Here is a 19503-nt window from a genome sequence, read left to right on the forward strand (position 1 = left end):
TTTTAAAAAAATATTAAATTTTATCATTTTATTTTGTATAATGAGTGAGAATGATAAGGTGAAATATTAAGATATATTTATACATAGAAGGAGAGAATTAAAAAGAATGGCACATAAAATTTTAGTAGTAGACGATGCGATGTTTATGCGAACGATGATTAAAAACTTATTAAAAAGTAATGCTGAATTTGAAGTTATTGGCGAAGCAGAGAATGGGGTAGAAGCAATTCAAAAGTATAAAGAACTTCAACCTGATATTGTAACATTAGATATTACTATGCCAGAAATGGACGGGCTTGAAGCATTAAAAGAAATTATTAAAATTGATTCAAGTGCAAAGGTTGTTATTTGTTCTGCAATGGGACAACAAGGTATGGTATTAGATGCAATTAAGGGCGGGGCAAAAGACTTTATTGTAAAGCCATTCCAAGCGGATCGTGTAATTGAAGCTTTAACAAAAGTAGCAAATAGTTAATATAGAAGGGGTGCCACAAGGAATCAAAACAGTGATAGCGGATCGACGTGTGGCCCCCTTTTTTCTCATTGTAAAACACTAAATTGTTATACATAAATGAAATGTTTGTTAGACAGGTAGGGGATAAAAATGCAAACAGATCTATTAAATATATTTTTCGAAGAGTCAGAAGAACATTTACAGTCGCTAAATGAAAATGTGCTAGTGTTAGAACAAAATCCTGCTGATATGGATGTTGTAGGAGAAATATTCCGATCCGCTCATACATTCAAAGGTATGTCTGCGAGCATGGAATTTACGGAAATGGCTGATTTAACGCATAAGATGGAAAATGTGTTAGATGAAATTCGTCATGGAAATATAGTTGTAAATGCGGATATTATTGATGTGATTTTTGAGTGCATTGATAATTTGGAGAAGATGGTTGCAGATGTGCAACAAGGTGGAATGGGCAATATTGATGTAGCCTCAACTAAACAGAAATTAGAAGCATTATTGAACGGCAATGTAGAAACTCCTACGGAACATATAGAGCAAAATCATATAGACACCGATGATGGAGTTTCGCATGAAGTGCATATAACAGTTGAACAGCAAGCGATTTTAAAAGCAGTACGTGCCATTATGTGTATTGAAGCATTGCAAAATGTAGGGAATATACAAAAAACAGCTCCGAGTATTGAAGAAATTGAAGCAGATGCTTTCGGATTTGAATTTACAGTATTTATGGATACGGATTGTAGTATAGAAGAGTTGAAACAAGTAGTACTTCATGTTTCTGAAATTGAGAAAGTGGAAGTAAAGCAAGGAGAACCTATATCGAAGGAAGTAGCTTCTAAAAAAGTCGTTACACAAGAAGTTGTGCAAGTAGAAGAAAAGCTACAACCAGCTGTGGCTACGCAGGTAGAATCACCAATAGAGGCAACGAATCAACCTTCAAGTGCTATGCCAGCTAAAAGTACTACAAAAACGAAAAATGCTAAAGTGGAGAATCGTTCAATTCGTGTTCAATTAGAGAAAATCGAAAGATTAATGAATATGTTTGAAGAAAGTGTAATTGAACGTGGGCGCATTGATGAATTGGCTCAAACGATTCAAAACAAGGAGCTAATTGAACATTTAAATCGATTAGGCGATATTTCAAAAGATATTCAAAATGTACTATTAAATATGCGTATGGTGCCGATTGAAACTGTGTTCAATCGTTTCCCGCGTATGGTACGTATGTTAGCGAAAGATTTAGGGAAAAAAATCGATTTACAAATTACAGGTGAAGATACTGAAGTAGATAAAATTGTTATTGATGAAATCGGTGATCCGCTCGTTCATTTAATTCGAAATGCAATCGATCACGGTATTGAAACTGTTGAAAAACGACGTGATGCAGGTAAAAATGAGACAGGTACGATTAAATTAGAAGCCTTTCATAGTGGAAATCATGTCGTTATTCAAATTACGGATGATGGAAACGGTATTAATAAAGGGAAAGTATTAGAAAAAGCGATTAAAAATGGCGTTGTAACTGAAGCAGATGCGAATAGATTAACAGATCGTGAAGTGTTTGATCTTATTTTCCAACCGGGATTTAGTACAGCTGAAGTTGTATCAGATCTTTCAGGACGCGGTGTCGGATTAGATGTTGTAAAACATACGATTCATAGTTTAGGTGGACATTTAATTATTGATTCTGAGGAAGGAAAGGGAAGTACATTTAGAATTGAACTTCCATTAACGTTATCTATTATTCAATCTATGCTTGTTCAAACGAATGATAAGCGTTATGCTTTACCTCTTGGAAATATCGTTGAAGCAATTCGAATTAAGAGAGAAGACATCCAATCCTTACAAGGAAAAGATGTATTAAATTATCGTAATCAAATTATTGAAGTGAAACATTTAAGTACTGTATTTGGTGAAAAAACAGTAGATGAGGCGTTTGCGTCATATGATGGTCAAATGGTTCCTGTGTTAATTGTTCGTAACACACATCGCAGCTATGGACTTATTGTAAACACAATTATCGGTCAAAGAGAAATAGTCTTAAAGTCATTAGGTGACTTCTTTGCAGAGAGTTCTAACTATTTCTCTGGTGCGACGATTCTCGGTGATGGACGAGTGGTCCTCATTTTAAACCCAGAAGGTTTATAATAGGAATGAAGGAAAGCTCCCCACTTGTATACAATTGGGGAGCTTTTTGGCTAATCGTTACGAATCTAATAATGGATACATAGTAACGTTTTATACTAATGAGTTTGCTAACATAAAATAAGAGTTTATATTATTTGATAGAAAAACAGAAATGAGGAGGCAGGGAAAATGCCTGAGCAACACACAAAAGGGGATACGAGCACGATTGTGCTAGAAAAAGAAAATGAGCATTTAACGCCCCAAGAATGCGATATTCTTGGCGAAATTGCAAATATATCATTTGGTTCAGCTTCGACTGTATTATCAACAATTTTAAATAGGCAAGTAAGCATTACTGCTCCTCGTATAGAGTTGGTAGATTTATATGATTCAAGAGATGTCGAAGTTCCACATGTTGTATTAAACATTCATTTTACAAAAGGATTAGATATGGAAAACCTTCTTGTTCTTAAGCAAGATGTTGCATTGTCCATTGCTGATTTAATGATGATGGGAACAGGTGAAGTCGAGGACGGAAAAGAACTTGGTGAATTAGAGCTAAGTGCTGTACAAGAAGCGATGAATCAAATGATGGGATTCGCAGCTACATCTATGTCGGAATTCTTCCAAGATACAGTAGATATGTCTCCGCCGACGATTAAAGTTGTAAAGTTATCAGAAGAAATGGAGAAAATCTCTGAAATCGATGGGAATCATACGATTGTTAAAGTATCGTTTGATTTAAAGATAGATAATCTTGTAAACTCTAAACTTGTACAAATTGTTTCAGTTGAGCATGCGAAACAAATGGTAAATAAATTAATGCAATTATCTGGTGGAGTAGAAGAAACAGACGAACCAGCAGAAGTAGTGGAAACTGAGATTGTAGAAGAACAAGTTGAAAAAGAGCATTTAACACAAGAAGAGAAAGATGTGCTTGGTGAAATTGCAAATATTTCAATTGGCTCCGCTTCAACAGTATTGTCAACGCTTTTAAATCAGCCAGTTACAATTAGTACACCAAATGTGGAAGCAATCAATGTTCGTCATTATGATGGAGTACCAGTACCATTTGTTATTTTAAATGTCGACTTTGTTGAAGGGCTAAAGAATGAGAATGTATTCGTATTTACGAAAGATGTTGCCTTAACAATGGTAGATTTAATGATGATGGGAACAGGGGAAGTTGACCCAGAAAAAGAGCTTACTGAATTAGAACTGAGCGGTATTAAAGAAATTATGAACCAAATGATGGGTCATGCTGCTACGGCGATGTCAGAAATGTTTCAAGAAAAAATGGACATGACGCCGCCAAATGTTAAATTTGTAACGTTAAAAGAAGAAATGGAATATTTGGGAGAGTCAATGGAAGTGGACGAACTCGTTCAAATTACGTTCAATCTTGAAATTGGCGATTTGCTTCAATCGAAGATGTATCAAATTTTGCCAATTTCCGAAGCAAAAGAAATGGTAAGGCGACTTCTGTATCCGATGGTGGAAGAAGAAGAGATTGCCACAGAAGAAATTGAAGAAGAAAAAATTGTAGAACCAGTTGTGCAACCTATTGAATTTAAAGAAGTAAAACAAATGGAACCAGTATATATGGACACGTCCATTCTACAAAATGTAGAAATGAACGTGAAATTTGTATTTGGAAGTACAGTGAAAACGATTCAAGATATATTAAGTTTACAAGAAAATGAAGCAGTTGTACTAGATGAGGATATTGATGAACCGATTCGTATTTATGTAAATGATGTATTAGTGGCGTATGGTGAACTTGTAAATGTAGATGGATTTTTTGGAGTAAAAGTGACGAAATCACTATAAGGCATTGAAATAGGAGTTTGAACTAGTAGATGAAAAACGTAAAGTTTTTTCTAATGAGTTGGCTATGCATACATGTGTGCTTGTTCTTCCCCTTGCAAAGTCAGGCTGAGGAACAAATTGAGTCAGATCAAAAAATAAATGAAGTGAATGTACAAGAAGAAAATAAGGAATCTCAAGAATCGTCAGAACAAGTGGAAACGAAGCAAGATGAAGAGAAACAAAAAGAAGCAGAGCAACAAGAAGTAGAACAACAAGAAGTAGCAAATAAACAATTGAATGAAAGAAAGATAGAAACGGAACAGGGAATTATTACAGTAAATAAGCCGGAGCTTAAAGTTGGCGAAGAAGTGCGAATTGCTGTAGAACCAAATGGGAAAAACATTCAAAGTATGAAAGGTATATTGCAGCTACAAAAAAATGGCGAGCAATATGCGCAAGAAAGAATACTATCTTTTGAGTATGATGAAGAAACGAAGAGCTGGGTTGCTAACTATAAAGCAGGGAATTTTGATTTGCAAGGTGATTGGAATCTTCAGCTCGTTCAAAGTTACAAAGAGAATGAGAAAGAAGAAATCGTAAAAAATGAAGTGAAAGTCCCGCTCATTCGTATTAAAAATGAAACGCCAACTATAGATAAAGAATTGCCAAAGTTACAGAAAGTTACTATTGATGAAGTAAAAGAGAACTTAGTTGAACGAAAACAGGGAGATTCTATACATATACGAGTAAAAGCGTCAGATATAGAATCGGTTGTAAAAGAAGTGCGCGTTACATTAAAAGGGAAAGAAAATAAAGAGCTTTCGTTTTTATTAGACTACAACAAGTATGATATGGATTGGCAAAAAGTATTTGAAATAACAGAAGCATTGCCGGCTGGGCCATACGAATTACTTGTAGAGATAATAGATGCAGCAGGTAATAAACTTGTTGAAGAAAGTGAATATACCATTTCTGTTTTGGCGCCAAAAAACGAAGATGATAAAAAGATAGAAGAGAAAGAGAAAGAAGAGAAATTAGATAATAAACTAGAAAATGAATTAGAAGATAAGAAAGAAAATGAGAAGCAAGAAGATTTGAAAATCAAAAACCCGCTTCTAGAAGAAAAATTGCCGGTTGTTCAAATTCCGAAGCAAGATGAGAAAGTAAATAAGTTTATAAAAGAACCGTTGAAAGAGAAAGAGAAATTTACTTACGTTATAAAAGAGCCGTTCGAAGACAACAAGGAAGTACATAAGGCGAAGGACCAAAAAGAGAAAAATAACAAACAAGTTGTCTCTAAAAAGAAAGAACAAAAAGAAGAAACGAAAGACAAGGAAGAAGAAAAAGGTGAACAGGGAGTACAAGCTTCGGATGTATTTACTATCATGTCAGGTTTGTTCGTACTGTTTTTAGTTTTAAAGAGTAATAAAGAATGGGGCTAATTATTTCATAGTAGTGGAGGCGCTTAAATGGAGATTAAACGTACGACAATTGAAGATAAGACGCTACAACCATTAAAACAGCCTGCAGCTATTTCGGAACATGAAATCCAGAAAGAACGAAAGCGTAGCAATTTAGTGTTTACTGGACAGTCTAAAATTATTTCGAAAAATAATGAGATAGGTATTTTACTTGCAAGTTTAAGTGATGGAAAGATTATGAAGGAAATGCTTTCTAAAGAGATGGATACAGTGTTACAACTTTTTAAAAAGTTACATACGTTATCTGAAGAAGGAAAGCAATCAGAAAAAGTGTTTGAACAAGTAATTAGAAGCCTGCAAGGACTTATTAAGCAGGCGCATATAAAAGAACTTCCTTTGTTAGATGGAACATATGATTTCGCTGAAGTGCAACTATCATTTGGTAGAAAAGTACATATTCCTTTACTAGATGTAAGTGCACTCATCTCTAGAGTGGAAAGTGATTCTTCAGAAGGAAATATAAATTTGATGGTAACGGTTATTACTGCTTATATAACGAAATTGTCTAACGAAACGATTTTAATTAGCGTTACAGACCGCATTGCTAAAGATCGGGATGTAAGTGTATGGAGAGCGCTTGCGGAAATGAACATGACACAATTATCACAGGCATTGAAACAAACGATGCAAGAACATAAATGGTCTATGACGTTTCTTTTTCTCTTCATATGGATTGTCGGTATTATTTTAATTCGAGTTATGTAAAAAGGTCGTCACTCCATTGTGACGACCTCTTTTATATTTTTTCGTAGAAGAATGTATCAAATCGCTGAAGATTGTAACGTTCGGGTGTTAAAATTTGTTCCGTACTACCAACAAATAGTACACCGCCTTTTCGTAAAGAACGACTAAATTTTTCGTAAAGTTTTATTCTTGCTTCTTCTGTGAAATATATCATTACATTACGACAAATAATCAAATCATAATTTGTATCGAATGACTGCATTAAAAGGTCATGTTGTTTAAACGAGACGTTTTGTTTAATGTTTTGATGCAATGAATATAGACCATTCTCTTTTGTGAAATGACGTTCTTTCAAATCAGTAGGTAATTCCTTTAACGAACGTTCTGTATATTGAGCGCGTTTTGCGGTTTCTAAAATATGAAAATCAAGATCTGTTGCTTGAATTTCAAAACGGAATGGAGCTAGATGCTTTGATAAAATTAAAGAGAGTGTATATGGTTCTTCACCAGCAGCGCAAGCGGCACTCCATACCTTTAATTTTCCGCTATTTTGTTCGAGTAATTTTGGTAGTGCTTTCGACTCTAAAGTTTGCCATCGTTCTTTATTTCTAAAAAACTCTGAAACGTTAATTGTAATATAGTCAATAAAATTTAAAAATAAATTTTGATCAGCGCGTAATTTGTTTAAAAAATTAGTGTAGTTTTCGAAGCCTTTTCTCGAAATGAAAGCATCGATTCTACGGCGCATTCTATCTTGTTTATATGAAGCGATGTCCATATTGAATTGTTGTTTAAAACTCGCGATAAAATGATCATAATCTTGTTCAATTATCATATTTACAATGGGCACAATAATGGTATTGTGCCTCCCCCTTTACATCATACGAATTTTTTGTTCAAAGCTTTTTTTCATTTGCTTTTCATGTAATCCTGGTAAATCATAAATGACAGCATCAATACCTGCTTCTTTTGCAACATCGACAGGGATGACAGATGTATGTTTGTCACCATTATAAAAACAGAGAACTAAATCAGTGTCTTCAATAATTTGTTTAACAAAAAACATATAATCTGATCGGTAAATGGAGTCGGAAGGATGATCAAAAGCAACATATTCGGCTCCGTGTTTTTTTAAGTAATCAACGACTTCTTGAAATTCATCTGTTATTGCTGGCAATGGTTGCAGCGTGTAAAGGCATAAATTTTGAGCGAGTCTTTCATTCTCAACGAAAAAACGAAGAACCTCATTTTCAATAGATTTATAACATAATATGTAAATTTTATGTTTGTGAGCATAGTCAGTTAAAAATTTTTTAATTTCTTCTTGATCTAATGCTGTTAATTGATTTGAACCACAAAGGAAAATATTCATAGAATTGTGCCACCTCATGCTAAATTGTAACATATCTTTTATAAAAAATAACTGCAAAATATTACTGTTCAGAGTATAATTATAAATAACTGGATTTTACGATTAAGTTTAGGAAGAAATAAAAAAATAAATAGGTGATATATATGCTACGTTCTATCTCGCATAATCCAATTTTATCGCATATACCGCCTGCTACTCAAATGCCGAAAGAAGTAAATGTCAGGACAGGACTTGCATTTTCGGATAATTTGCATGCAGATCCGAAAAAAGATAAATTGCTAGAACAAATGGAAGCGTTTGTCGATAATATTGGAGAAATTAAAGAGAAAATTGAAATGGAATTAACGCTTGATAATGTAATGGAATACAAAAATACAGTAAAATCATTTTTGAATTTTTACGTTGATAATGTATTGCAGTATAAAGATGTCATGTCTCGTCACCCGCGTTACGGATATTCACAGAAAATGACGATTGTGAAACAGGCAGAAATGGGATTGAATGAATTAGAAGATGTTATGAATTTAATTAATACGAAAACAGGACATTTAGAAATGTTAAATCAAATTGGAGAAATCCATGGTTTAATTGTGAATTTAGTCTTGTAAAAGAAAGGAAGCTATATGTACATACAATTATATGAAAAACTCGTTATTATTCAAAAAGCGTATGAAAATATTCAAGCGCTTGGAGAGCAAATATATGAGAATTTAAAAAATAAAAATGTAAATGCAGTTCAAAAGTTGCAAGTAGAGCAATTGCAGTACATTGATGGTTTAAAAGGGTTATCAAGCTCATTTGAAGAAATGGTTGTTCAGTTCTGTAAAGAACAAGGGGTTGAATCGTTTCGTGTAAGTGCGTTATTTTCGTATTTTTCTCAAGAAGAAATTGAAAAAATGGAAGAATTACAAAAAAACGTAACTGAATTAGAAGAGAATGTAAAAATGATTCTTTTGAAAAATCAATATTACTTAAACGTACTATTAAAAACTACAGAAAGTATTGTGGATTCTGTTTCTGAATATAACTTAGAGCGAAACAATAATTCGCAAATCTTTATGAATGAACTATTGTAAAGGAGAAGTGAAGCTTTATGAGATTATCTGATTATAATACACCGCTATCGGGCATGTTAGCGGCTCAAATGGGGTTACAAACAACGAAACAAAACTTGTCTAACATTCATACACCGGGTTATGTTCGTCAAATGGTGAATTACGGATCTGTTGGAGCAAGCAATGGTCATACGCCAGAACAGAGAATTGGTTACGGTGTACAAACGCTAGGTGTTGACCGTATTACTGATGAGGTAAAAACGAAGCAGTTTAATGATCAATTATCTCAGCTCTCTTACTATAACTACATGAATTCAACTTTATCACGTGTAGAGTCTATGGTTGGAACGACAGGGAAGAATTCATTATCTAGTTTAATGGACGGTTTCTTTAATGCCTTTCGTGAAGTAGCAAAAAATCCAGAACAACCAAACTACTATGATACATTAATTTCTGAAACTGGGAAGTTCACTAGTCAAGTAAATCGTCTTGCGAAAAACTTAGATACAGTGGAAGCGCAGACGGCAGAAGATATTGAAGCGCATGTTAATGAATTTAATCGTCTGGCTGCTAGTTTAGCAGAAGCGAATCATAAAATTGGACAAGCGGGTACACAAGTGCCGAATCAACTTTTAGACGAACGAGATCGCATCGTTACAGAGATGTCTAAGTATGCAAACATCGAAGTATCTTATGAATCTATGAATCCTAATATCGCGAGTGTTAGAATGAATGGTATTTTAACAGTAAATGGACAAGATACATATCCACTTCAATTAAATAAAGAAAAAGACCCAATGTCAGTTGAGATTTACGGTTCAGAAATCTCTGTAACTAGCGGAGCGATAAAATCAGCGATTGATACGAAAGCGAAGATTGTTGATTATAAAAAAAATCTCGAAGACTTAATGAGTTCAATGAAAAATCAAGTGAATACAGTGATGGGAAAAGATTTCTTCGTTGGAGATTATGCGAAAGAGATGAAGTTAAATCCAGAATTCCAAAAAGATGTTTCGAAAATGAAAATGTCTGCTGAAACAGCAAATAAACTAGCAGCAGTTACAGATGACGATTATAAAGAAGGTCTTTCTTATAAACAAGCATTAGACCAATTTATAGTTCGTGTTGCATCTGATAAAAGTGCAGTAAATGGTTATCAAAAAATTCATGGCGACTTACTAGAAGGTATTCAACAAGAAAAAATGAGCGTTGAAGGTGTAAATATGGAAGAGGAAATGGTAAATTTAATGGCCTTCCAAAAATATTTCGTCGCAAACTCTAAAGCTATTACTACGATGAATGAAGTGTTTGATAGTCTATTTTCGATTATTCGATAAGTGATAATAATTGATTGGAAATATATAAGGAGGAGATAGAAATGAGAGTATCTACATTTCAAAATGCAAACTGGGCAAAGAATCAGTTAATGGATTTGAATGTGCAACAACAATACCATAGAAACCAAGTAACTTCAGGGAAGAAAAATCTTCTTATGAGTGAAGATCCACTTGCAGCGAGTAAATCATTTGCGATTCAACATTCATTGGCGAATATTGAACAAATGCAAAAAGATTTAGCTGACTCAAAAAATGTATTAACACAAACTGAAAATACTTTGCAAGGTATTTTTAAATCTTTAACGAGAGCAGATCAATTAACGGTACAGGCATTAAATGAGCCAAATGGTGAAAAAGAATTGAAAGCCATCGGTGCAGAGATTGATCAAATTTTAAAACAAGTTGTATATTTAGCGAATACGAAAGAGCAAGGTCGTTATATTTTCGGTGGTGATAGTGCAGAAAAGTCACCATTTACAGAAGATGGTACGTACCAGGGTGGACAAAATGATGTGAACTGGCAACTAAATGACGGTTATGAGTTAAAGGCATTCCGTAACGGAGAAGCATTATTATCCCCGGTTATAAAAACGTTAAAACAGATGAGCGAAGCGATGCAAAAAGGTGACCAAAAAGCGTTACAACCGTTATTAGGAGAAAATAAGAAAAACTTAGATGGCATCATTAACCGTACAACTGAAGTTGGTTCAACAATGAACACAATGGAGACGTTTAAAACAATTTTAAGTGAGCAAAATTTAGCGCTCCAAGAAAACCGTAAAGAAATTGAGGATGTTGATTTAGCGGTCGCAATTTCTGACTTGGCATATATAAATGCGACGTATGAAGCGACACTTAAAGCGGTTAGTACGATGAGTAAAACGAGTATTTTAGACTACATGTAATCTACAAGGAGTGAGAAAAATGGCAGGAACAACGATGACAGGTATTGGTGGTAGACAACAAATTTGGAACCTCGGAAATAATATGATCGATACTTCTAACCTAGTAGAATTAGAAATGCAAGCGTTAGATATGAGAAAAACACCATATACGAAAGAAAAGAACGACCTTACAAATGATAAATTATTATATACAAGTTTAAAATCAGAATTTAGTTCTTTCACACAAACGTTTAAAAACTTAGCGGCTTTTAAAGGGAATGAGAAAAAAGTAACGACAACACAAGACGGTTATATTAATGTAAAAGCAGATGGTGGTGCGATTGCAGGAACTTTTAATATGACAATTACACAGCTCGCGCAACGTCATCAAATAGCTTCTAATGAAATTAAAGATATAAATGCGAAACTTCCTAAAGATGAAACATTAAAACTAGGCGATAAAGAACTAAAAGTAACAACTGATATGACATATAAAGATTTAATTAATAAGATTAATGATGGAGATTATGGCGTATCAGCTTATACACTTGGAAATAAAATTTTCATGACCTCGAAAAAAGAAGGGGCAATGAATGAAATTAAATTAGAAAAGACACCGCCTAATGTACTTACAGATTTGTTTTATACGAAAGTGGAAGGTACAGATGAGAATAATCAGCCTACGACAGAAATGAAATTAAATACTATTAACGAAGCGCTAGATGCAAAATATAGTATTAATGGTGTTGAGGGAAAAAGTGATAGTAATACAATTGAAGCATTACCAGGTGTGAAAATTGAGCTATTGAAAGTAACGGAATCAAAGGTGGAAAATAAACCAGAAGATGGAACAGGTACAAATGCAGATCAAAAAGCAAAAGGTATAGATCTAAAATTTACAGTAAATGACTCAAACGTAACAGACGCATCGAATGTTATTAAAAAAATGGTAGCTGATTATAATAAAGCTGTTTCTACAGTAGATATCTTTGCTGGAAAAGGTGGAGCTTTCCAAGGTCAAGCTATTATGCAAAGTGTACGTCAGGCAATGAACAATGTCGTAACATTTTCTCAAGATGGTAATTATTTATTCACATTTGGTATTCAATTAAAGCAAGATGGAACGATGGAAGTTAATGATGAAAAATTAACACAAGCATTAAAAGAAAAACCCGATGCAGCGAAGCAATTTTTCTTTAGTTCTAACGGTTTAGGAAAAATGATGGAAGAACCGCTTGATAAACTATTCGGTGATAAAGGTGTAGTCGGCGAGAGAGTTAAAAACATTGACTCACGTGTAAGCGATTTAGATAAAAAGATTAAAGATATTGAGACGCAAAACTTGCAAAAGCAAGATGAAATCGTGAAGAAGTATCAAAAGCTAGAGAGTACATTGGCGGCGCTTGATAGCCAACTAAAAACAATTAAAGCAATGACAAAACAAAAAAGTGATGATTAATGAAAGTTAAGGAAGTGATCGTATGCAAGCATGGCAACGTTATATGCAAAATGATATTATGACGAGTAATCCGATTAAAAATACAATTTTTATTTATGAAAGATGTATTGTAGAGTTTCGTAATTTAGAAGAACTTTTACATACTTTTAAACTTCAAGAAGGGGACGCACTTCTTGAAAAATTAGAACGTATTTTTGAAGAACTAAAGCTTCAATTAAATCCTGAGATTACGAAAGATTTATATGATAGTCTCTATGGTTTATATGATTGGATTAGCATTCAAATTCAAACGATGAAAGTAACGCGTGAAGCGAAAGATATTGATGCAATTGTGAAAGTGTTACAAGATTTAATAGACGGTTACCGCGGAGCACTTGAAAATGAACAATGATATTTATCGGACGTTTGTCAGCTGTTTTAATGAAATCGGTGAATTGCAAGTGTCAGACAGAGAGTTTGCTGAGAAGAGTGAGATGTTAAATCGCTGGATGATGACATTGGATGAAGAAACGCGTGCACAAGTTGCAGCAGAAGTAAGCCCGTTCATTATTAAGGCAGCACAGCATATTCGGGATAAGCAAAAGATTTTGGAAGAAATGATTATGACAAATGATGGGCGAATGAAGGCTAATTCATTTTACGGTAAATATTAATAATAACGTCTGGAAACAGGTTCCCCTTTTAAAAGGGGGTCTATTCCTTCGTTTACATAAAGAACCCGCTGATTGAGGTTTCATTTTATGACTGTGATGAAATAATAATTGTAATCTAAATAATAGAAAAATGGACTTTAGTTTATATATTGAAATGTTCTATAGGTTACTGTGTGTATACAGTTTTTTGCATTCTTTTTTATATTTTTATATTTTTCTAAAGACAACAATGAAAAAATGGAATAAAATATGTAAGGGTACATAATAGTAAATATTTTAATAAATGCATATAAGAAAATAAATAATGAAGTGAAACTTCTATCAGTGGATCATTAAGTTAGAAAAGGAAGGGTGTGGAATATGCCAGATTTAGTGAGTGATGTAAGCCATTATATGAATTATTTAGTGACGAAACGAAATACGGTTTCTAGTAATATTGCAAATGCGAATACACCTGGCTATAAAGCACAAGATGTAACATTTGCTGAGCAGATGAATAAAAGTAGTGCATTATATAAAAACAATGCGGCTGATTTAAAGAGTAATCCAGATTTATATCAAACGAATGAAATGCACTTGCCGACAGTAAATATGAAAAATACATATGCAAAGATTCAAACAAAATCAATGCAAACGAATAAAGACGGAAATAGTGTGGATGTAACGACAGAAATGCTAGATTTAATGAAAGCAAATCAGTTATACGGTATTTCAGTTAACGCAATTAATACACAATATGCAATTAACCAAGCGGCACGCGGACGTTAAAAGTAGAAGGAGAGACAACGGATGTTTCAGGCAATTAATGCAAGTGGCTCAGGACTAACGACAGCGAGAAAGTGGATGGAAGTTACTTCTAACAATATTGTAAATGCAAATACGACGGCGGCTCCGGGGGCAGATTTATATGAGCGTCGTAGTGTGGTGCTAGAATCAAACAATAGTTTTGCAAGTATGCTAGATGGGGCTCCTACTAACGGAGTAAAAATAAAAAGTATTGAAGCAGACAAAACGGAAAATTTAGTGTATGATCCGACGCATCCGCACGCAAATGAAGAAGGATATGTACGTTATCCCAATATTGATGTAACTGCTGAAATGACGAATGTAATGGTTGCTCAAAAAATGTATGAAGCGAATACGAGTGTATTAAATGCGAATAAAAAAATGCTTGATAAAGATTTAGAAATCGGCCGAGGATAAGGGGGAAGATAGTAATATGAAAATTCAACCAATGTTACATACACAACCATTTGGAGCAATTCAGTCAATTGGTGCACCGAAAACTTCTCAAACATCTGTAGTTGAGGGGAAAAAGTTTATTGATTTATTGGAAGATATGAATCAAACGCAAAACAATGCGCAAACAGCAGTATATGATTTACTAACTAAAGGGGTAGGAGAAACACATGACGTTTTAATTCAGCAAAAGAAAGCTGAGTCTCAAATGAAAACAGCTGCTCTCGTACGTGATAATCTTATTGAAAATTATAAGTCACTAATTAATATGCAAATTTAGGAAAGTGGACGGGTGTGTTTAAATGGAAAAGATGAAAAATGTTATCCAATCGTTAAAAACGTGGCATAAGTTAGTAATCGGTGCTGCGCTTTTAGCGATTGTAACAGGAGCACTTTTATACTTCACCTTGCCAGATAAATATGTTGTTGTATATCAAAATTTAAATGATACAGATAAACAAGAGATTACAGCAGAATTATCGAAGTTAGGTGTCGATTATCAATTAGCGGCCGATGGTTCGATTCGTGTGCAAAAGAATGATGCTCCATGGGTTCGAAAAGAAATGAATGGGATGGGCTTACCGTTTAATTCGAAAAGCGGTGAGGAAATTTTATTAGAAAGCTCGCTCGGTTCAAGTGAGCAAGATAAAAAAATGAAGCAAATTGTCGGTACGAAGAAGCAATTGGAGCAAGATATTGTAAGAAACTTTGCGACAGTTGAAACGGCAAATGTTCAAATTACATTGCCTGAAAAAGAGACAATTTTTGATGAAGAAAAAGCAAAAGGAACAGCGGCGATTACGGTTGGAGTGAAACGTGGCCAATTGTTAACAGCTGATCAAGTTGCAGGTATACAGCAAATGATTAGTGCAGCGGTTCCTGGTGTGAAAGCAGAAGAAGTAAGTGTTATTGATAGTAAAAAAGGTGTTATCTCAAAAGGAGCAGATGAAGCACATTCTAGTAGTTCCTCTTCTTATGAGAAAGAAGTAGAGATGCAGCACCAACTTGAAGGTAAATTAAAGCAAGATATTGATGCAACGTTAATGACGATGTTTAAACCGAATGAATATAAAGTGAATACGAAAGTATCTGTAAACTACGATGAAGTTACACGTCAGTCAGAAAAGTATGGTGATAAAGGTGTACTTCGTAGTAAACAAGAACAAGAGGAAAGCTCTACCGCGCAAGAAGGGGCAGATACGAAGCAAGGTGCTGGTATTACAGCGAACGGTGAAGTGCCAAACTACGGTACGAACAATAATCAAAATGGTAAAGTTGTCTACGATAATAAAAATGGTAACAAAATCGAAAACTATGAAATAGATAAAACAGTTGAAACAATTAAGAAACATCCAGAATTAACGAAAACAAATGTTGTTGTATGGGTAGATAATGATACGCTAGTAAAACGTAAAATTGATATGACAACTTTTAAAGAAGCGATCGGAACAGCGGCAGGACTTCAAGCTGATCCGAACGGTAACTTTATAAATGGTCAAGTTAACGTTGTAACTGTTCAGTTCGATCAGCCGAAAGCCGAAAAAGAGAAAGAGCCAGAAAAAAGTGGTATGAATTGGTGGTTATTCGGTGGAATTACAGCTGGCTTATTAGCGATTGGTGGCCTAGTATGGTTCTTATTAGCAAGACGTAAGAGAAAGAAAGAAGAAGAGGAATATGAAGAATACTTAGCAGAAGAGGAAATTGCTGCAAGTAATGAAAGTATCTTGGAAATTCCTGAAGAAAAAATAGTGCCAGAGCCAAAACCTGAACCAGAAGAACCGAAAGAACCAACGTTAGATGAACAAGTGCAGGATGCTACGAAAGAACATGTAGAAGGAACTGCAAAAGTAATTAAAAAATGGTTAAACGGACAGTAAGGGAGGAACAACGATGTTAGATGAAATCTCCTCCAAAGAAAAAGCTGCCATCCTTATTCGTACATTAGAAGAAGGGGTGGCAGCAAAAGTCATTGAATATATGACAGCTGAGGAAAAAGAAGTATTACTTCGTGAAATCGCAAAGTTTCGTGTATACAAACCAGAAACATTAGAAAATGTACTAGGAGAGTTCTTATATGAACTAAATGTAAAAGAATTGAACTTAGTCACTCCAGATAAAGAATACATTCGTCGCATATTTAAAAACATGCCAGAAGACGAACTGGAAAAATTATTGGAAGATCTTTGGTATAACAAAGATAATCCGTTTGAGTTTTTAAATTCACTTACAGATTTAGAGCCACTTCTTACAGTGCTTAATGATGAGTCACCACAAACAATTGCAATTATCGCTTCTTATATTAAACCGCAACTTGCGTCTCAATTAATTGAGAGATTGCCAGATCATAAGCGCGTTGAAACGGTAATGGGTATAGCGAAACTAGAACAAGTTGATGGTGAGTTAATTAATCAAATTGGTGAGTTGTTAAAATCGAAATTAAATAATATGGCATTTAGTGCAATTAATAAAACTGATGGCTTGAAAACAATCGTAAATATTTTAAATAATGTTTCACGAGGTGTTGAAAAAACAGTCTTTCAAAAGCTGGATGAAGTCGATTATGAGTTATCTGAGAAAATTAAAGAAAATATGTTTGTCTTTGAAGACTTACTTGGCCTTGAAGATCTTGCGCTTCGCCGTGTATTAGAAGAAATTACAGATAACGGTGTTCTTGCGAAAGCACTTAAAATTGCAAAAGAAGAAATTAAAGAGAAATTATTTACATGTATGTCTTCAAACCGTAAAGAGATGATTCTAGAAGAATTAGATGGCTTAGGACCGCTTAAGATGACGGATGCTGAAAAAGCGCAGCAAACGATCACTGGTACAGTGAAAAAGCTAGAGAAAGAAGGAAGAATTATCGTTCAAAGAGGTGAAGAGGATGTCCTTATTTAAAAACAGAATTCCGAAGAATTCTGTTTCTTTTTCTGAAGAAACGTATGAATTACAATTTCCAAAACCAGCTTCAGTTCAAATAGAAGAGGAAGAATTACAAGCTGATCATGCAGAACTTCGCGCCCAGCAAGAATCGTTACATATGGAAATGAATCAGCTAAGGCAAGAGAAGCAAATGCTAGAACGAGAGCGGCAGCAGTTATTACAAGATAAAGAACAATTTCAAATGCATATTCATGAGCAAATGGAACAGATGGAAGCAGCGCGTGTGCAATTTCAAAAAGAACAACAAGAAACAGCATATGAATGGACAGAGTTATTATGGGATCAATCATTTCATTTAGCAGAAAAAATCGTGAATCAAGCGGTAGATTCACGATTGCTTGATGTGTTACCTATTTTAACTGGCATCGTGCAAACATTGCCAACTTCGTTTGAAAAATTAATCATTACAGTACATCCAGAAACGTTTGAACGTATTCAAGAAGAGAAGGAGAATACGAAAGAATATTGGTTACTACAATTAGTAGAATGGAAATATGATTTCTCCCTGCAATTTGGTGAATTTGTTCTGGAAGAAGAGAAAGAGTTCTTTGAATTTAAATTTGCACCTATATTTGCGAAACTTCGTCAGAAATGGGAAGAAGAGAAGTTATTTGAGGAGCAAAATGTATGAGCCGCCTGTTAATGAATGAGAACGAAAAATGGAATAAGTTCATTGAAACACCGCTGTATACGAAAGTAGGCAAAGTTCATAGTGTACAAGAACAGTTTTTCGTAGCAAAAGGGCCGAAAGCGAAGATTGGAGATGTTTGCTTCGTTGGAGAACATAACGTCTTATGTGAAGTGATTGCCATTGAAAAAGAAAATAATATGCTACTTCCATTTGAACAGACAGAAAAAGTATGTTATGGAGATTCAGTGACATTAGTTTCAGAAGATGTTGTTGTACCACGTGGTAATCACTTGCTCGGAAAAGTGTTAAGTGCAAATGGTGAAGTGTTAAATGAGGAAGCTGAAAACATTCCATTACAGAAAATAAAACTAGATGCACCGCCTATACATGCATTTGAACGTGAAGAGATTACCGATGTATTTGAAACAGGAATAAAATCAATTGATTCTATGCTAACAATTGGTATCGGTCAAAAGATTGGTATTTTTGCTGGGTCAGGTGTTGGTAAATCAACTTTACTTGGAATGATAGCAAAAAATGCAAAAGCTGATATAAACGTTATTAGTTTAGTAGGGGAACGTGGTCGGGAAGTAAAAGACTTTATTCGAAAAGAGTTAGGCGAGGAAGGTATGCGAAAAAGCGTCGTTGTTGTAGCGACGTCAGATGAAAGTCATCTTATGCAACTTCGTGCAGCGAAACTCGCAACGTCTATTGCTGAATACTTCCGTGATCAAGGTAATAACGTATTACTTATGATGGACTCTGTTACTCGTTTTGCCGATGCACGAAGAAGTGTTGATATTGCTGTTAAAGAGTTACCGATTGGTGGTAAAACACTGTTAATGGAAAGTTATATGAAGAAGTTGTTAGAGCGTTCCGGAAAAACACAAAAGGGATCTATAACAGGTATTTATACGGTGCTTGTTGATGGGGACGATTTAAATGGTCCTGTACCAGATTTAGCACGTGGTATTTTAGATGGACATATCGTATTAAAGCGTGAGCTTGCAACGCTTAGTCATTATCCTGCAATTTCAGTATTAGATTCAGTAAGTAGGATTATGGAAGAAATTGTTTCGCCACATCATTGGCAACTTGCAAATGAAATGAGAAAGATTTTATCAATTTATAAAGAAAATGAATTGTATTTTAAGCTAGGAACGATTCAAGAAAATGAAGAAAATGCTTATATTTTTGAATGTAAAAATAAAGTAGAAGGCATAAATACATTTTTAAAGCAAGGTCGATCGGATAGTTTCCAATTTGATGATATCGTTGAAGCGATACAGCATATAGTATAAGGCCTCTGCATAAGAGGTCTTATTTTTTTGTTTTTTAATATTTCACAGATTTTTTT

General features: G+C 34.4%; 21 protein-coding genes. 19 read left to right on the forward strand and 2 right to left on the reverse strand.

Annotated elements, in window-relative coordinates:
• Window positions 1–106 precede the first annotated feature (106 nt).
• The 5 genes from HFD78_RS04070 (at window position 107) to HFD78_RS04090 (ending at window position 6597) form a co-directional block, all read left to right on the forward strand.
• Window positions 107–475, forward strand: a complete 369-nt coding sequence (locus HFD78_RS04070) for a response regulator (protein ID WP_000940568.1) — start codon at window positions 107–109, stop codon at window positions 473–475.
• A 129-nt stretch (window positions 476–604) separates the two neighbouring features.
• Window positions 605–2623: a chemotaxis protein CheA gene (locus tag HFD78_RS04075; protein ID WP_097862919.1), complete on the forward strand. Its 2019-nt coding sequence runs from the start codon at window positions 605–607 to the stop codon at window positions 2621–2623.
• 168 nt (window positions 2624–2791) lie between these two features.
• A complete protein-coding gene (locus HFD78_RS04080) occupies window positions 2792–4432 on the forward strand; it encodes a flagellar motor switch protein (RefSeq protein ID WP_001115010.1) in 1641 nt (546 codons plus the stop codon).
• 29 nt (window positions 4433–4461) lie between these two features.
• Window positions 4462–5853, forward strand: coding sequence for a transglycosylase (locus HFD78_RS04085; RefSeq protein ID WP_097862920.1), 1392 nt, complete (start codon window positions 4462–4464; stop codon window positions 5851–5853).
• A gap of 27 nt (window positions 5854–5880) precedes the next feature.
• Window positions 5881–6597: a hypothetical protein gene (locus HFD78_RS04090; RefSeq protein ID WP_000403962.1), complete on the forward strand. Its 717-nt coding sequence runs from the start codon at window positions 5881–5883 to the stop codon at window positions 6595–6597.
• 31 nt (window positions 6598–6628) lie between these two features.
• Here HFD78_RS04090 and HFD78_RS04095 read toward each other — a convergent pair whose 3' ends face one another.
• The gene (locus HFD78_RS04095; protein ID WP_000582874.1) at window positions 6629–7411 is read right to left on the reverse strand and encodes a CheR family methyltransferase; all 783 of its coding nucleotides are present in this window, start codon (window positions 7409–7411) and stop codon (window positions 6629–6631) included.
• A gap of 39 nt (window positions 7412–7450) precedes the next feature.
• Window positions 7451–7948 carry a hypothetical protein gene (locus HFD78_RS04100; protein WP_001020105.1) on the reverse strand — a complete coding sequence of 166 codons (498 nt, stop codon included), beginning with the start codon at window positions 7946–7948 and terminating at the stop codon, window positions 7451–7453.
• Window positions 7949–8091: 143 nt separating this feature from the next.
• Between HFD78_RS04100 and HFD78_RS04105 the strand changes: the two genes are divergently transcribed.
• From HFD78_RS04105 to fliI, 14 genes are all read left to right on the forward strand, one after another.
• Entirely contained in the window at window positions 8092–8556 is a 465-nt protein-coding gene (locus tag HFD78_RS04105; protein ID WP_097862921.1) for a YaaR family protein, read from the forward strand.
• A 15-nt stretch (window positions 8557–8571) separates the two neighbouring features.
• Window positions 8572–9024, forward strand: coding sequence for a hypothetical protein (locus tag HFD78_RS04110; protein WP_000275878.1), 453 nt, complete (start codon window positions 8572–8574; stop codon window positions 9022–9024).
• A 17-nt stretch (window positions 9025–9041) separates the two neighbouring features.
• A complete protein-coding gene (flgK, locus tag HFD78_RS04115) occupies window positions 9042–10340 on the forward strand; it encodes a flagellar hook-associated protein FlgK (protein WP_001239711.1) in 1299 nt (432 codons plus the stop codon).
• 41 nt (window positions 10341–10381) lie between these two features.
• Window positions 10382–11245 (forward strand): flagellar hook-associated protein 3, encoded by an 864-nt coding sequence (locus HFD78_RS04120; RefSeq protein ID WP_001266405.1) that lies wholly within the window; start codon window positions 10382–10384, stop codon window positions 11243–11245.
• Between the two features lie 19 nt (window positions 11246–11264).
• The gene (locus HFD78_RS04125) at window positions 11265–12683 is read left to right on the forward strand and encodes a flagellar hook-associated protein 2 (RefSeq protein WP_084064995.1); all 1419 of its coding nucleotides are present in this window, start codon (window positions 11265–11267) and stop codon (window positions 12681–12683) included.
• Between the two features lie 22 nt (window positions 12684–12705).
• Complete coding sequence (locus HFD78_RS04130) at window positions 12706–13074, forward strand: flagellar export chaperone FliS (protein WP_001149516.1); 369 nt, start codon at window positions 12706–12708, stop codon at window positions 13072–13074.
• Window positions 13064–13336, forward strand: a complete 273-nt coding sequence (locus HFD78_RS04135; protein ID WP_001058088.1) for a hypothetical protein — start codon at window positions 13064–13066, stop codon at window positions 13334–13336. Before HFD78_RS04130 ends, HFD78_RS04135 begins: the two co-directional genes overlap by 11 nt.
• A 360-nt stretch (window positions 13337–13696) precedes the next feature.
• Complete coding sequence (flgB, locus tag HFD78_RS04140) at window positions 13697–14104, forward strand: flagellar basal body rod protein FlgB (protein ID WP_097862922.1); 408 nt, start codon at window positions 13697–13699, stop codon at window positions 14102–14104.
• A gap of 21 nt (window positions 14105–14125) precedes the next feature.
• On the forward strand, window positions 14126–14539 hold the full coding sequence (flgC, locus tag HFD78_RS04145) for a flagellar basal body rod protein FlgC (RefSeq protein WP_000484680.1): 414 nt from the start codon (window positions 14126–14128) through the stop codon (window positions 14537–14539).
• 16 nt (window positions 14540–14555) lie between these two features.
• Window positions 14556–14855 (forward strand): flagellar hook-basal body complex protein FliE, encoded by a 300-nt coding sequence (fliE, locus tag HFD78_RS04150; RefSeq protein ID WP_000701672.1) that lies wholly within the window; start codon window positions 14556–14558, stop codon window positions 14853–14855.
• Between the two features lie 22 nt (window positions 14856–14877).
• On the forward strand, window positions 14878–16452 hold the full coding sequence (locus HFD78_RS04155; RefSeq protein ID WP_074625415.1) for a flagellar M-ring protein FliF C-terminal domain-containing protein: 1575 nt from the start codon (window positions 14878–14880) through the stop codon (window positions 16450–16452).
• A 13-nt stretch (window positions 16453–16465) separates the two neighbouring features.
• The gene (gene fliG / locus HFD78_RS04160; RefSeq protein WP_000883364.1) at window positions 16466–17470 is read left to right on the forward strand and encodes a flagellar motor switch protein FliG; all 1005 of its coding nucleotides are present in this window, start codon (window positions 16466–16468) and stop codon (window positions 17468–17470) included.
• The gene (locus HFD78_RS04165) at window positions 17457–18146 is read left to right on the forward strand and encodes a FliH/SctL family protein (protein WP_000051691.1); all 690 of its coding nucleotides are present in this window, start codon (window positions 17457–17459) and stop codon (window positions 18144–18146) included. The genes fliG and HFD78_RS04165 overlap by 14 nt, the downstream gene beginning before the upstream one ends.
• Entirely contained in the window at window positions 18143–19447 is a 1305-nt protein-coding gene (gene fliI / locus HFD78_RS04170) for a flagellar protein export ATPase FliI (RefSeq protein WP_000088693.1), read from the forward strand. Before HFD78_RS04165 ends, fliI begins: the two co-directional genes overlap by 4 nt.
• The last annotated feature ends 56 nt before the right edge of the window (window positions 19448–19503 follow it).

Source organism: Bacillus sp. EKM501B (assembly GCF_011800505.1).
Classification (GTDB): Bacteria; Bacillota; Bacilli; order Bacillales; family Bacillaceae_G; genus Bacillus_A; species Bacillus_A cereus.